Genomic DNA, 14,965 nt, shown 5'->3' with positions numbered 1-14,965 from the left:
CGCGAGCAGGCTCGCACATGGACTCGCGGGGGTTCACAGCATCTGCACACGCCACAAAAACCTGTGGGAGCGGGCTTGCTCGCGATGAGGCCTGTAAGCCCAACATCCATGTAACTCAACCACCGCTATCGCGAGCAGGCTCGCTCCCACATGGACTCGCGGGTGTTCACAGCATCTGCACACAACACAAAAACCTGTGAGAGCGGGCTTGCTCGCGATGAGGCCAGTAAGCCCAACATCCATGTAACTCAACCACCGCTATCGCGAGCAGGCTCGCTCCCACATGGACTCGCGGGTGTTCACAGCATCTGCACACAACACAAAAACTGTGGGAGCGGGCTTGCTCGCAAAGGCGTCGGCATAGCCAACATCACTTCAAACTGATCCACCGCTTTCGCGAGCAAGCTCGCACATGGACTCGCGGGTGTTCACAGCATCTGCACACGACACAAAAACCTGTGGGAGCGAGCCTGCTCGCGATGAGGCCAGTAAACCCAACATCCATGTAACTCAACCACCGTCTTCGCGAGCAGGCTCGCTCCCACAGGATGAAGCTGGTTTCAAGCGTCCCAAGGGGCCACGGCGTCAACGTCAATCGCGTAGCGTTCAATGGCCAGGGCACAGACACTGGGGTCCAGACGCCCCTCATGCACCAGTGAGGTCAGCGCACTCAGGACGATCTGGTGGCGGTCCACTTCGAAGAACCTGCGCAGTTGGTTGCGGGTATCGCTGCGGCCAAACCCGTCGGTGCCGAGCACGGTGTAATGGCCATCGAGATAACTGGCGATCAACTGGGGCAAGGCGCGCACGTAGTCGGTACAGGCAATGATGGGCGCCGAGTCGCGAAGGCATTCTTGAACATGACTGCATTGGGCAGCTTGTCCGGGATGCAGACGATTCCAGCGCTCCACTTCACGAGCATCACGTGCCAACTCGGTGAAGCTGGTAACGCTCCAGACCTGACTGTCGATGCTCCAATCGCTGGCCAACAACTCGGCAGCGGCAATGACTTCGCGCAAGATCGTGCCGGAACCCAGCAACTGCACGGCGCCGCGCGCTTCCTTCACTTCATGCCGGGCAAATGCATACATGCCCTTGATGATCGCCTGTTCGACACCTTCAGGAAGGTTGGGCTGCGGGTAGTTCTCGTTCATCAACGTGACGTAATAAAACTCGTCGACCTGACGCTCCAGCATCTGGCGCATGCCGTGATCCAGAATCACCGCAAATTCACCCGCGAACGCGGGATCGTAGGCGCGACAGTTGGGCACCATCGCCGCCATCACGTGGCTGTTACCGTCCTGGTGCTGCAAGCCCTCGCCCCCCAGGGTTGTGCGCCCCGCGGTGGCACCGAGCAGGAACCCGCGAGCGCGCTGATCCGCCGCGGCCCAGATCAGGTCGCCGATGCGCTGGAAACCGAACATCGAGTAATAGATGTAGAACGGCAGCATCGGCAGGCCATGCACCGAGTAGCTGGTCGCGGCCGCGACCCAGGAACTGATGGCGCCGGCTTCGCTGATGCCCTCTTCAAGAATCTGCCCGTCCAGGGCTTCTCGATAACTGAGGATCGAACCAATGTCCTCCGGCTCATAACGCTGGCCCACGCTGGAGTAGATACCGATCTGCTTGAACAGGCTGGCCATGCCGAACGTGCGTGCTTCATCCGCCACGATCGGTACGATGCGCGGCCCCAGTTGCTTGTCCCGGAGCAAGCCGCTGAGCATTCGCACGAAGGCCATGGTGGTGGACATTTCCTTGCCTTGGGCGGTGAGGGCAAACCCGGCGTAGCTGTCTACATCGGGCACGGCCAATGACGCGCAGGCCGAAGGTCGCGCAGGCATGTAGCCGCCCAACGCTCGGCGGCGCTCATGCAGGTAGCGCATTTCCGCGCTGTCGTCGCTCGGTTTGAAGAAGCTCAGCGAGGTAGCCTGCTCATCGGTCAATGGCAGGTTGAAACGGTTGCGGAACGCGATCAACGCCTCATTATCGAGTTTCTTCTGCTGGTGCACAGTCATCTTGCCCTGCCCGGCGTCGCCCATGCCGAAGCCCTTCTTGGTCTGGGCCAGGATCACCGTAGGTTTCTTGCCCTCGAGCATTGCGCTTTGATACGCGGCAAAGATCTTCACCAGGTCATGACCGCCGCGTTTGAGGCGGTCGATCTGCTCGTCGGTCAGGCCTTCGGCCAAATGCGCCAAGGCTGCGTCCTGGCCGAAGAAATGCTCGCGGTTGAAGCGCCCATCCTTGGCCGCAAACGTCTGGAACTGGCCATCGACCGTGGCCGACAATGCGCGGACCAGCGCACCGTCTTTATCCCGGGCAAACAATCTGTCCCAGTCGGAACCCCACACCAGTTTGATCACGTTCCAGCCTGCACCGCCGAACAATGCCTCGAGCTCGTCGATGATGCGACCGTTGCCACGCACCGGGCCGTCCAGCCGCTGCAGGTTGCAATTGACCACCCAGACCAGGTTATCCAGCCCTTCGCGCGCCGCCAGGGTCAACGCCGACATGCTTTCCGGCTCATCCATTTCACCGTCGCCAAACACCCCCCAGACGGTCCGCCCCGAGGTCTCTTGCAGGCCGCGGTGCTCCAGGTAACGCATGAAACGCGCCTGGTAGATCGAGCTGATCGGACCGATCCCCATGGAGCCCGTCGGGAACTGCCAGAAGTCCGGCATCAACCACGGGTGTGGATAACTCGACAAACCCCGGGCGCCATTGGCGCGCGCGCCGATCTCTTGCCGATAGTGCTGCAGATCCTTTTCTTCCAGGCGTCCCTCAAGGAACGCCCGGGCATAGACGCCTGGCGCCGAGTGCGGTTGGTAGAACACCAGGTCACCCCCGCCGGTTTGGGTGCGCGCCTTGAAGAAATGGTTGAAGCCCACTTCAAACAGATCCGCCGCGCTGGCATAACTGGCAATGTGTCCACCCAATTCGCCATAGGCGTGATTGGCCCGGGCAACCATCGCCAGGGCATTCCAGCGCATGATCGAGGCCAGACGCTCTTCGATGGCCAGATCGCCTGGAAACACCGGTTGCTGCTCAACACTGATGGTATTGATGTATGGGGTGCCATGGCTGGGCCGCCAGCCGATGTCCGAAGCGTTTGCCACGGCCAGCAGCATGTCGAGGATCTGTTTGGCCCGGCTCGTGCCGCCGTGGGCTGCGACGGAGAGCAACGCCTCACGCCACTCGGTCATTTCTTCATCCTCGGCAGCCTGGCCCGGCCATTGGGCATGGGGAGCGGACAGGTTCATAGGCAACTCCTGCAGGTGTCGGGTATCACTTCAAGGTGGCGCGAATGGCTCACTCGGGCGAGGCTTTTGACCTGCTCAACCGCCGCGATGACGGCATGTTCGGCCGCCTCGTCTGGTGCAACCGGGTAGAGGCATGGCTGACCAATGGAAAGGTCGTGCAAGAAGCGCTCATCAAGTTCACCGAGCACCACAAAATGGCAGTCACGCTTGGCCACTGGCACGCCAACGAGCTTGCCCGGCGCGGTGTTCAGCGTATCGACATGGATCAGCGCAACATTGTCAAAACAGCTGAACCCCTGATGGATCAAGTCAATATGATCGCTATCAAGTCCGCTCACGATGACCACGATGCGCGTACAACTGGAAGGCTCGCGCATCCACGTCATGGCGTGGGCACGACCCTCGGCGGTTCGGCTCATAAGCTTTGCCTTTTTCCTGTTTCAACAAGCGTATTGACGAGGGCATGGGTTAGATGACGCCGCGCGCCTGCAGCACGCTTTTCGCCAGACTTTGGGTCGCCAATAACACCTCTTCCACCTGGCGATCCATCGCCACCGTGGATGAGGCTATTTCGCCAAGTTCGACGACGCGCAGCGGGTGGCCGCAGACGGATCCCAACCAGGCCAGACCAGAGAACGTGCCCACTTCCAGTAAAAAGCTGCCGTGGGGGACAGCGCCTAACAGTTGGCTGGCATAACACACCTCGCCCCCGGCAGACGGCTGCGGGTTGGAGCCGACCCGCAACCAGTCGACCATCAACACCTCGGCTTGCTTGACGGCCAGATAGGCCACCTGGTCCCAGTCATCTATCGCCACATGCAGCTTGTCGATCATGTATTTGGGCAACGCAGCGCTGGTCACGATGACCACCCCGGCATCCGCCGAAGGTTCCTTGATCCAGACTGCGGATTGCGATATCGCATGCATGGCGGTACTCCCGGCGGCTTGATTGCAGCAGCTTGCTCTCGGCGGCGATCCGACGATAAGGCCGTGACATTCAACATTAATGCCGACTCACCCAGCGCTTCGTGAGCAAGCTCGCTCCTACAGGTTATTGGCGTTTAATCAGCCGTTGCGGAACAGGAAGCTGTAGGCGTTCAGCGCAGGTGCCCCGCCCAGGTGCGCATAAAGCACTTTCGAGCCTTCGGGGAACTCGCCGCGGCGGACCATTTCGATCATGCCGTGCATGGATTTTCCTTCATACACCGGGTCGGTCAGTACACCTTCCAGGCTGCCGCACAGGCGAATGGCTTCCAGCGTACCTTCGTTGGGCAAACCGTATTCCGGGTAAGCGAAGCGTGTATCGAGCACCACGTCCTCTTCGGTGATCTCACGCCCCAGTTCCACCAGCTCAGCGGTGTGTCGGGCGATACGCAGGATCTGTGCCTTGGTTTTCTCGGGCTTGGCCGAGGCATCAATGCCGATAACGTTCTTCGAACGGCCGTCCGCGGCGAAACCGACGACCATGCCGGCCTGGGTACTGCCGGTCACGGAGCAGACCACGATGTAGTCGAACGTGAACCCCAGTTGTTTTTCCTGCTCCCGCACTTCCTCGGCAAAGCCGACGAACCCCAGCCCGCCGTAAGGGTGTTCGGAACAACCCGCCGGGATCGGGAACGGCTTGCCGCCCCGCTCCTCCACGTCGCTCATGGCCTTCTCCCAGCTGGGCCGAATACCGATGTCGAACCCGGCGGCATCCAGCCGTACGTCCGCGCCCATGATGCGGGACATCTCGATGTTGCCAACGCGGTCATACACGGCGTCGGAGTAGTTCACCCAGTTTTCCTGCACCAGCACGCACTTCATGCCCAGGTGAGCGGCGACGGCAGCGACCTGGCGGGTCTGGTTCGACTGGATCCCGCCGATGGACACCAAGGTGTCGCAGCCCTGTTCGAGGGCCTCAGGAATCAGGTATTCGAGCTTGCGCGTCTTGTTGCCGCCGAAGGCCAGGCCGCTGTTGCAATCTTCGCGTTTGGCATACAACTCGACCTTGCCGCCCAGGTGTTCGCTGAGGCGTTTCAAGGGCGTGATGGGCGAAGGACCGAAGGTCAGCGGATAACGTTTAAAACGATTCAGGTTCATGACTCTGCTCCTCGATTATTGAATATCCAAGCGCCAGGCCGAAAAACAAAGGCTGCATTCCAGGCTCTTTCAGGGGGGCTTCGATGAGTTCAATACTAAGAAGAAATCAAAAAATATGTATTGCAAATAATCGCCAAATAAAGAAACATAATTTTCACATAACCAATTCAAACATATTTTTATTGTGTATAAATAAATATGAACGCAACAAATAATCACAGCAAGCCGGGCGAAACAGTCCTAATGCCGCAGCCGCTGGATCGAACCGACCGTGCAATCCTCAAGACCCTGCAGCGAGATGCCTCCATCTCCAATGTGGCGCTTGCAGAGAAGGTGAAATTGAGCGCACCGGCGTGCCTGAGACGCGTCGAACGGCTCAAGCAAGCTGGCCTGATCAAGAACATCGTTGCACTGCTGGACAATCAAGCGCTGGATGCGGGGATGGTGGTCTTGATCGGCGTGGTGCTGGACCGCTCCACACCGGAGTCCTTCGCCGCATTCGAGGCGGCCGCACAAAAAGTGTCCGGCTGCATGGAATGCCATGTGGTGACGGGGGAATTCGACTACTTCATGTTGATCCGAACCAAGGACAGCAACAGCTTCAACCGGCTCCACGCGGAGCAACTGCTTTACCTGCCCGGGGTTCGGCAGATTCGCTCGTTCATGGGTTTGCGCCAGGTCTTGTCGACCACCCATATCCCCCTTTGAGGCTCAATTTGGCCCGATGTCATGTTCAACTTACGTCGGCTTGCACGTTGAAACAGCTCGGGGCCCGGTGGGCAGGAAAGTGGAATACCGAGGGTTGGCAGTGACTGGAAAACTAGCCGGACGGACATTTCTGCCGCCGCACCACCAGCCGCTGGTCTTGTACCGTTGCGATCATCTGTCCAGTCTCGGCGCTAGCCAGCAGACAGTCAGCAATCGCGGGCTCCAGCTCGATCCGCACTCTGCGCACCAAGGCGCGAGCGCCGAAGCGAGAATCATGTTTGCGTCCCAACCAGGCCCGAGCCAGTTCGTCCACTGAAAGCTGGCGATGCGCTCCCAGGCGTTGATTGAGTTTGGCCAGCTCGATATCCAAAAGAGCGTCCAGCCAGCGACCCTCTATAGGGTCGAACACCAGGATACGATCGATGCGATTGAGAAATTCAGGCTCGAAACGCTTGTGCAACGCCCGCTCCAGCAGCGCTGTCTCAGCCTCCGTGAACCAGCCCAACAGACGTCGCCAGCCGCGGTTCAAACGTTGTCTGCGGGTAATGGCCTGACGCGCGCCGATGTTACTGGTCATGAAAATCAGGCTGTTGCGAAAATCCAGAGTGCGACTGCCGCCCGTCAAGGTGAGCTGGCCATTCTCCAGAATTCCCAGCAGGCTGCGCAGTACCTCATCGCTGGCCTTTTCCAGCTCATCGAACAGGACGATACCGGGACGGCTATAGCTGCCTTGGATCAACTCGCTGTCGAACAGGCTGACGCCCTCCTTGCTGCCCACATAACCCGGCGGCGCCCCGGTCAGCGCCGCGGCGTAATGTTCCTGGGCCAGGGTCTGCATATCGATGCGGCACAGCGCGTCGGCACGTCCGTGAAGGGCCTGGGCCAGCAAGCGGACGATCTCGGTCTTGCCAACCCCCGTCGGGCCCATGAACAGATTGACCCCGAGCGGGCGCTCTCGCTCGCCGATGTCCACTTTGAGCACCTTGAGTTGCGCCTCGACCGCCGCCAACGCCGCGTCCTGACCGACGATGCGCGCGCGCAGCAGCTCCATCACCTGCTGCGGCTCGAAAATAAAGCGCGAAACCGGCGGGTGTACCTCGGGCGGTCCCGCCGCCGGGATCTGCCGAATCGATGACATGCCTCAGCCCGCCGTCTTTTCTTTGCCGTCGTGGGGCAATTGTCCCACCGGACAGTCCGCCACCCCCACGGTGCGCCGGGTGATTTTTTCCACATCCTCCCGGGCCTTCTGCGCATCCAGAACCCAGGTGCGATAGAACTCGAACGGACAGTCGGCGATACCCTTGTCACCATCGCCTGAATCGTAGAGGCCGGTGTAGCCACGGTGAAGCAGCTTGAACAAATGGTTCTGCGACTGATCGTTGGCCCGGGCATCTCGAATCTGCGAGATCGACAATTGGGCGTACTGGATGCCCATTTCCTCCTCCCCACACTCGCCCAGGGTCCGCCCGTCGAAACCGATGATCGCCGAGTGTCCGAAGTATGAATACACCCCGTCGAAGCCGGCGGCGTTGGCCACCGCGACGTAGCAGTTGTTGGCCCAGGCCATGCTCTTGGACATTTGCACCTGCTGCTCCTTGGCCGGGTACATATAGCCCTGGCAGCGGACGATCAGCTCCGCGCCCTTCATCGCACAATCGCGCCAGATCTCCGGGTAGTTGCCGTCGTCGCAGATGATCAGGCTGATCTTCATGCCCTTGGGGCCGTCGCAGACATAGGTGCGATCACCGGGGTACCAGCCTTCGATGGGGCACCAGGGGATGCACTTGCGATAGCGCTGGACGATCTGTCCGTGATTGTCGATCAGCACCAGGGTGTTGTAAGGCGCCTTGTGCGGATGTTCCTCGTGGCGTTCGCCGGTCAGGGAAAACACGCCCCAGGTATTGGCCTCGCGACAGGCCGCGCCGAAGATGGCGGTCTCTTCGCCGGGAATAGTCGCGGCGGTGGCCATCATCTCGTCACGGTCATAGAGAATGCCCATGGTGCTGTACTCAGGAAACACCACCAGGTCCATGCCCGGCAGCCCCTGCTTCATGCCCTTGATCACCTCGGCGATCTTGTGGGCGTTGTCGATGACCTCAGCCTTGCTATGCAGGCGCGGCATCTTGTAGTTCACGACAGCAACACCGACGGTATCGGGGCTGCTGGAAATGTCGCCATGGCGCATGAAGAAATCCTCCGTCAGTGACTGATCATCCAGGGCCTGGGTCCGGTCTTGCTCTTGAGTCCCAGGGGATTGGCCTTGCTCGGCACCACTGGTTTGTTCGGGGTACAGCAACCGCAACCCTTGGGATGACGCCGCTGCTGGTACTCGGCGACGGTCTGCGGCGCGTGGGCGCTGCGCTCATTGGTAGCAATGGCCTGACGCTGACTGCTCGAGAGGCAGTTCAACGCCGGCACCGACAGCTGCAAGCCACCACCAGCGCCGCCACAATAGGGGCACTGGCAAGGCTCATGGCGCTGGTTCATGGGCCGCAACAGCGTGAAGGTGCCGCAAGCCTGGCACTGATATTCGTAGGTCGGCATGGTGGGCGTCCTACAGGTCGGGAGCGATGGGCAGGTCGATGCTGCCATCCAGATGCTTGATCGGACCGCTGGCATTGGGGTTGATGTCGAAGTCGAAGATCTCGGTCGGTAACCACAACGTCGCGCAGGCATTGGGAATATCCACCACACCGCTGATATGCCCTTGCACCGGCGCCGAGCCCAGCAATGCATAACCCTGGGCCGGGGAGTAGCCAAACTTGGTCAGGTAGTTGATCGCATTAAGGCAGGCCTGGCGGTAGGCGACGTTGACGTCCAGATAATGCTGCTGGCCGCTCTCGTCCACCGAAATGCCTTCGAAGATGAGGTAGTTGTTGTAGTTCGGGGTGATCGGACTCGGCTTGAACACCGGGTTCTTGATCCCGTACTTGGCCATGCCGCCCTTGATCAGCTCGACCTTCATGTGCACCCAGCCGGCCATCTCGATGGCGCCGCAAAAGGTGATCTCACCGTCCCCCTGGCTGAAATGCAGATCGCCCACCGACAACCCGGCGCCATTGACGTAGACCGGGAAGAAGATTTTCGAGCCCCGGGACAGGTCTTTGATATCGCAGTTACCCCCATGCTCGCGCGGTGGCACCGTGCGGGCGCCGGTGGCCGCCGCGTCATCACGGGCCTGGCCCTTGAGCTTGCCCATGTGCGCGGTGGCGGCCAGGGGGGCGTTGGCCAGTGGCGGCACGCGGGTCGGGTTGGTGTCGATCAGTTCCTGCTCACGGCGATTCCAGTCGGCGAGCATCACCGGATCAGGCAGGCAACCAATCAGCCCGGGGTGGATCAGCCCGGCGAAGTTGACCCCTGGGATATGCCGCGAGCGGGTGAACATGCCATTGAAATCCCAGATGGCTTTCTGCGCGCAGGGGAAATGGTCGGTGAGAAAACCGCCACCGTTCTGCCGGGAAAAGAAGCCGTTGAACCCCCACTGAGCGTCGGCCTTGGCGCCGATATCCAGCAGGTCGACCACCAGCAGATCACCCGGTTCGGCACCATGTACGCCCACCGGGCCGGACAGGTAGTGCACGGTAGAGAGGTCGATATCGCGCACATCCGCCGCATCGTCGTTGTTTTTGATCGCCCCGGCGGTCCAGTCATAGGTCTCGAGAATGAAGTCATCTCCCGGCTTGACCCAGCAGGCCATCGGGATGTCCGGATGCCAGCGATTGTGAATCTGCTCATTCTCGGTGGCAGGCTGGTTGAGGTCGACTTTGATCAACGTATCGGTCATGGCAAAGCTCCTGAACGGTAAGGATGTACAGCGTTAGCAGCAGTCTTCAATGGCGGCGCGAATCGGCCAATACGTCGGATGACGTAGCGCCCCGTGCCGGGGCGGGCCTACACGGAGAGGTAACGGCTGATGGTCGCCTCGTCGACCTTGTCGCGGGTTTCCTCGATGACGAAACGCCCCTTCTCGATCACCAGGAAGCGGTCGGCGATTTCCAGGGTGAACGACAGCACCTGTTCGGAGACGACGATGGTCAGGTCGCGCAGGTGGCGGATTTCCTTCAGGGTGCGGGCAATGTCCTTGATGATCGACGGCTGGATGCCCTCGGTGGGCTCATCCAGCAACAGCACCTTGGGCTGGGTCGCCAGCGCCCGGGCAATCGCCAGTTGCTGTTGTTGCCCGCCCGAGAGGTTGCCACCCTTGCGCGAGCGCATGTCGTGAAGCACCGGGAACAAGGCATAGAGGTCTTCCGGCACCTGGCCTCGGGCCGAGGCCGGCAAGCCGGTCTGGATATTTTCCAGTACCGTCATGCCAGGAAAAATCATCCGCCCCTGGGGCACATAGGCGATGCCGTGCTCGACCCGCTCATGGGTCTCAAGGCTGGAGACCTCACGCCCATCGACGCTGATCTGCCCTTCCCATTGCGGGAGAATACCCATCAGGCTCTTGAACAGCGTGGTCTTGCCCATGCCGTTGCGCCCCATCACGGCGACGATTTCCCGCCGGGCCACGGACAGGTCGAGGTCGTGGAGAATCTGGCTCTGGCCGTAGCCACAGGACAGCTTGTTGACGTTGAACATGCCTGCTTCCTCAATGGCCCAGATAGACTTCAATGACTTTCGGGTTGCTTTGCACCGACTCCATGCTGCCCTCGGCGAGCACTTTGCCCTGGTGCAACACCGTGACCTTGTGGGCGATGCTCTTGACGAATTCCATGTCGTGCTCGATCACCAGCACCGACCGTCCCTGGCTGATGCGCTTGAGCAACTCGGCAGTTTGCACACGCTCGTTGACGCTCATCCCGGCGACGGGTTCGTCGAGCATCAGCAGGTCGGGGTTCTGCATCAGCAGCATGCCGATCTCCAGCCACTGCTTCTGCCCGTGGGAAAGCAAGTCAGCTTGTTGCTCCAGCAACTCGCCGAGAAATATCTCCCCGGCCACCTCTTGCACCCTGGCAATCACCGCTGCGCTGCGCTTGAAGAACAAGGCGCTGAACACCTTGCGCCCGGCGGGGTAGGACATCTCCAGGTTCTCGAACACCGTGAGGTTTTCGTAGATCGACGGGTTCTGGAATTTGCGCCCGACCCCGGCGCGGACGATGTTGTACTCGTGCATCTTGGTCAGCTCCTTTGCATCGAACTGGATGCTGCCGCTGGTGGCGCGCGTCTTGCCGCAGATCAGGTCGAGCAAGGTGGTCTTGCCCGCACCGTTGGGGCCGATCACCACCCGCACTTCATTGCGATCGATATAGAGATTGAGATCGTCCACCGCCTTGAAACCATCGAAAGACACCGTCAGCCCCTCGATAGCCAGCACCGGCTTGTTCATCTGAAAACCGACGGCGGTCATGGCTGTGTCTCCAGGGAAGCACGCTCGGGGGCAGCGGTGGTCGGTTCGATACGGGGGGCTGGCGGCAAGGGCGTGTCCACCGGTAGCCGGCGCGGGGTGCGCCGCAACCAGCGAGCCAGGGCCTGGCGACCATGGCTGTCCCAGAGCCCGGCCAGGCCATTGGGGAAGTACATGACCACGGCAATGAACAACCCACCCATCAGGTACAGCCACAGCTCGGGAAAGGATTCGGAGAAATAGGTCTTGCCGTAGTTGACCAGCAAGGCTCCATACACCGCGCCGAGCAGCGACATGCGCCCGCCGACGGCGGTGAAAATCACCATCTCAATGGACGGCACGATGCCGACGAACGACGGCGACATGAAGCCCACCTGCAGGGCGAACATCGCACCGCCGATGGCCGAGAATCCGGCGGCGATACAGAACACGAAGATCTTGAAGGCGGCCACGTCGTAACCGGAAAAGCGCACCCGCTCCTCCTTGTCGCGCATGGCCATCAGCAACCGCCCCAGCTTGGAAGCGAGAACAAAACGACCAATGAAAATGCAGCCGAACAGTAACCCCGCATTAATGAAATACAGCACCAGCTTGGCGCTGTCGGTGCGCAGGTCCCAGCCGAGCAAGGTCTTGAGGTCGGTGATGCCGTTAACCCCACCGCTCAAGCCCTGTTGACCGACAATCAGCACCGTCAGGATCAGCGCAATGGCCTGGGTGACGATGGAGAAATACACATCCCCGACCCGTCGCTTGAACAACGCCACGCCAATGATAAAAGCCAGCAGCACCGGCACCAGGATCACCGCCAGCAGCGTGAAGCTGAAGCTGTGGAACGGCACCCAGAGCCACGGCAATTCGGTGATCTGGTTCCAGTCCATGAAGTCTGGAATTCCCGGTGTGCTCTGGATCTTGGTGCTGACCGGGTCGGAGGCTTCCAGCTTGAGGAACATCGCCATGCAATAGCCGCCGACACCGAAAAACACCCCCTGCCCCAAACTCAGAATGCCGCCATACCCCCAGCACAACACCAGGCCGACCGCGACAAAGGCGTAGGTCAGATATTTGCCGACCATGTTCAGGCGAAAGGCATCCAGGGTCAGCGGGAACACCACGAAAATCAGCAGCGCCAACAGCGCCACGCCGAGCAGGTTCGGCTTACCCGCCAGCATCTTGTCTAGAATGTTCATCGGCTCGCCTCTACTTGCGCACTTTGATGGAGAACAGCCCCTGGGGGCGCAGCATCAGAATCAGGATGACCCCGGAGAGGGTCAGCACCTTGGCCATCGAGCCGCTCAGGAAGAACTCCGAGATCGATTGCGTCTGGGCAATCACGAACGCGGACGCGATGGTGCCGAACAGGCTTTGCGCACCGCCGAAGACCACCACCAGGAACGTGTCGACGATGTACTGCGAGCCGGCGGTGGGCCCGGTGGAACCGATGGTGGTGAACGCCGCGCCCGCCACGCCGGCCACACCGCAACCCAGGGCAAACGTCATGCGGTCGACCTTGCGGGTGTTGATGCCCACAGCCCGGCTCATCACCCGGTTCTGCACAGTGGCCCGCACATGCAGTCCCCAGCGCGAACGGTATAGCAACACAAAAATGCCCGCCGTCAGCAGCAAGGTCAGGGCCATCATGAACAGGCCGTTGCGCGGAATCTCGATAGCGTCCGTCAGGTTGAACGAGCCCATCAGCCACTCTGGTGGCGTGGCACTGACTTCGCGGGCACCGAACACTGAACGGAAGGTCTGCTGCATGACCAGGGACAGGCCCCAGGTTGCCAGCAGCGTGTCCAGTGGGCGTTTGTAGAGCCGGCTGATCATCGCCCACTCCACCAGCCAGCCGATGGCGCCGGCGACCAGGAACGACAGGGCGATGGCGAAGAAAAAATAATAGGGCCCGAACGCCGGGGCGAAATGGCTGGTCAGGCTCGAACAGACATAGGTGGTATAGGCACCTATGGTGAGGAACTCGCCGTGGGCCATGTTGATGACCCCCATTTGCCCGAAGATGATCGCCAGTCCCAATGCCATCAACAGCAGCACACAGAACACGGACAAGCCGTTGAACCCCTGCATTGCCGCGATGGCACCAAACTCCGATAGCCATTCCATGATGAGGGTCTCCTGCTGGGAAGATGGCAGTAAGCAAGCCGCACCGGCGCCAAGCCCGGCTCTTGCAGGAGCCCGGCCGCCGCCGATGAGGCCCGAGCGTTATTGGTAACCTTTAGGGAACGGATTCGGCTCGATCAGACCCGACTCGTAGACCACCTTGAACTGGCCATCGGGCTGTACTTCACCGATACGGGTCTTGCTCCACAGGTGATGGTTTTCATGCACTTTCACGTCGCCTTCAGGCGCGGTTGTCAGTTCGATAGCCGGTGAGGCCGCGACCACTTTGTCGACGTCAAAGCTGCCGGCTTTCTCCACCGCGGCCTTCCACAACCATGGCCCCAGATAGGCCGCCTGGGTCACATCGCCGATCACCGCATCCTTGCCGTACCGGGCCTTGAAGGCTTCGACGAACGCCTTGTTGTTGGGGTTGTCCAGGCTCTGGAAGTACTTCATCGAGGCATAGAACCCGGCCATGTTCCCGCCGCCGATACCGAGCAGTTCATCTTCGGTCACCGACAGGGTGAGCAAGGTCTGCTTGGCCGCGTTGACGCCCGCGGCATTGAGTTGTTTGTAGAACGCCACGTTGGAACCGCCGACCACGGCAGCGAACACCACGTCGGGTTTCTTCAGCTTGACCTTGTTGATAAGCGAGCCGAACTGGGTGTTGCCCAGCGGGTAGTAGTCTTCCCCGACCACCTCACCGTGCAGCACGTTTTCAATGTGCTTGCGCGCGATCTTCATTGAGGTACGCGGCCAGATGTAGTCCGAGCCCACCAGGTAAAAAGTCTTCGCGCCCTTGGTCTTGGCGATCCAGTCGAGGCTGGCGAGGATTTGCTGGGTGGCTTCCTGGCCGGTGTAGATCACGTTCTTGGACTGCTCCAGCCCTTCATAGAACGTCGGGTAGTAGAGCAGGCCGTTTTCCTTCTCGAAGATCGGCAGCACGGCCTTGCGCGAGGCCGAAGTCCAGCAGCCGAACACCGTCGCCACCTTGTCATTGACCAGCAACTTCTTGGCCTTCTCGGCGAAAGTCGGCCAGTCGGAGGCGCCGTCTTCCTGGATCACCTTGATCTGCCGGCCGAGGATGCCGCCCGAGGCGTTGATCTGCTCAATGGCCAGGCGTTCGGCCTGGATCGAGCCGGTTTCGGAAATTGCCATGGTCCCGGTGGCCGAGTGCAATTGGCCGACCGTGACTTCGGTCGGGGTCACGGCCAGACCGGTGCTGTTGGCCTCATCCGCCAGGACACCCTGGCTGAACACACTGGCGGCCAGTAACGACAGGGCCGCTGCTCCCAGCGCCAGACGGCGCGGCAACAGACCTTGGGTGCGGATCAATCGTGGTTCCATGCTGCTACTCCTCTGCGGTGGCGCTGCGGGTTCGCCTTGGGGGCGGCCAGCAACGGTGATGGCATCAGCATGGCGGCGCGGAGCGGCGGCCGGTATACGCAGCCTGACGTAA

At 60.7% G+C, this 14,965-nt stretch carries 14 protein-coding genes; 1 reads left to right on the top strand and 13 read right to left on the bottom strand.

The genetic code is table 11. The annotated features are described in order from the left end of the window. Positions 1 to 560: 560 nt before the first annotated feature. The 4 genes from mdeB to HU811_RS07515 all read right to left on the bottom strand — a co-directional run bounded on the left by mdeB (position 561) and on the right by HU811_RS07515 (position 5,339). Entirely contained in the window at positions 561 to 3,257 is a 2,697-nt protein-coding gene (gene mdeB / locus HU811_RS07530) for an alpha-ketoglutarate dehydrogenase (RefSeq protein ID WP_186655008.1), read from the bottom strand. Continuing rightward, on the bottom strand, positions 3,254 to 3,676 hold the full coding sequence (locus HU811_RS07525; protein ID WP_186655007.1) for a hypothetical protein: 423 nt from the start codon (positions 3,674 to 3,676) through the stop codon (positions 3,254 to 3,256). Before HU811_RS07525 ends, mdeB begins: the two co-directional genes overlap by 4 nt. Positions 3,677 to 3,725: 49 nt before the next feature. Beyond that, complete coding sequence (locus HU811_RS07520; RefSeq protein ID WP_186655005.1) at positions 3,726 to 4,184, bottom strand: transketolase; 459 nt, start codon at positions 4,182 to 4,184, stop codon at positions 3,726 to 3,728. Positions 4,185 to 4,322: 138 nt separating this feature from the next. Next, entirely contained in the window at positions 4,323 to 5,339 is a 1,017-nt protein-coding gene (locus HU811_RS07515) for a 1-aminocyclopropane-1-carboxylate deaminase (protein WP_092394463.1), read from the bottom strand. Between the two features lie 198 nt (positions 5,340 to 5,537). On the opposite strand from HU811_RS07515, the gene HU811_RS07510 reads away from it, so the two are divergent. Further along, positions 5,538 to 6,047 (top strand): Lrp/AsnC family transcriptional regulator, encoded by a 510-nt coding sequence (locus HU811_RS07510; protein ID WP_186655004.1) that lies wholly within the window; start codon positions 5,538 to 5,540, stop codon positions 6,045 to 6,047. 112 nt (positions 6,048 to 6,159) lie between these two features. Here HU811_RS07510 and HU811_RS07505 read toward each other — a convergent pair whose 3' ends face one another. The 9 genes from HU811_RS07505 to urtA form a co-directional block, all read right to left on the bottom strand. Continuing rightward, positions 6,160 to 7,185, bottom strand: a complete 1,026-nt coding sequence (locus HU811_RS07505) for an AAA family ATPase (protein WP_225248397.1) — start codon at positions 7,183 to 7,185, stop codon at positions 6,160 to 6,162. 3 nt (positions 7,186 to 7,188) lie between these two features. Continuing rightward, positions 7,189 to 8,232: an aliphatic amidase gene (locus HU811_RS07500; RefSeq protein WP_092394469.1), complete on the bottom strand. Its 1,044-nt coding sequence runs from the start codon at positions 8,230 to 8,232 to the stop codon at positions 7,189 to 7,191. 14 nt (positions 8,233 to 8,246) lie between these two features. After that, positions 8,247 to 8,591 (bottom strand): FmdB family zinc ribbon protein, encoded by a 345-nt coding sequence (locus tag HU811_RS07495; protein WP_186655002.1) that lies wholly within the window; start codon positions 8,589 to 8,591, stop codon positions 8,247 to 8,249. A gap of 10 nt (positions 8,592 to 8,601) precedes the next feature. Continuing rightward, on the bottom strand, positions 8,602 to 9,831 hold the full coding sequence (fmdA, locus tag HU811_RS07490) for a formamidase (RefSeq protein WP_186655001.1): 1,230 nt from the start codon (positions 9,829 to 9,831) through the stop codon (positions 8,602 to 8,604). 107 nt (positions 9,832 to 9,938) lie between these two features. Then, positions 9,939 to 10,628 (bottom strand): urea ABC transporter ATP-binding subunit UrtE, encoded by a 690-nt coding sequence (gene urtE / locus HU811_RS07485; RefSeq protein WP_092459391.1) that lies wholly within the window; start codon positions 10,626 to 10,628, stop codon positions 9,939 to 9,941. A gap of 10 nt (positions 10,629 to 10,638) precedes the next feature. Further along, positions 10,639 to 11,397 (bottom strand): urea ABC transporter ATP-binding protein UrtD, encoded by a 759-nt coding sequence (gene urtD, locus HU811_RS07480; RefSeq protein ID WP_092394480.1) that lies wholly within the window; start codon positions 11,395 to 11,397, stop codon positions 10,639 to 10,641. Continuing rightward, on the bottom strand, positions 11,394 to 12,581 hold the full coding sequence (gene urtC / locus HU811_RS07475; RefSeq protein ID WP_186655000.1) for an urea ABC transporter permease subunit UrtC: 1,188 nt from the start codon (positions 12,579 to 12,581) through the stop codon (positions 11,394 to 11,396). Before urtC ends, urtD begins: the two co-directional genes overlap by 4 nt. Positions 12,582 to 12,591: 10 nt before the next feature. After that, positions 12,592 to 13,509 carry an urea ABC transporter permease subunit UrtB gene (urtB, locus tag HU811_RS07470; RefSeq protein ID WP_177193292.1) on the bottom strand — a complete coding sequence of 306 codons (918 nt, stop codon included), beginning with the start codon at positions 13,507 to 13,509 and terminating at the stop codon, positions 12,592 to 12,594. A gap of 99 nt (positions 13,510 to 13,608) precedes the next feature. Then, positions 13,609 to 14,853 carry an urea ABC transporter substrate-binding protein gene (gene urtA / locus HU811_RS07465; protein ID WP_092394486.1) on the bottom strand — a complete coding sequence of 415 codons (1,245 nt, stop codon included), beginning with the start codon at positions 14,851 to 14,853 and terminating at the stop codon, positions 13,609 to 13,611. Positions 14,854 to 14,965: the final 112 nt, after the last annotated feature.

It is taken from the genome of Pseudomonas tehranensis, from assembly GCF_014268615.1.
Taxonomy (GTDB): domain Bacteria; phylum Pseudomonadota; class Gammaproteobacteria; order Pseudomonadales; family Pseudomonadaceae; genus Aquipseudomonas; species Aquipseudomonas tehranensis.
The sequence above is the reverse complement of the archived record's forward strand: the minus strand, read 5'-3'. Positions and strand labels throughout refer to the sequence as shown.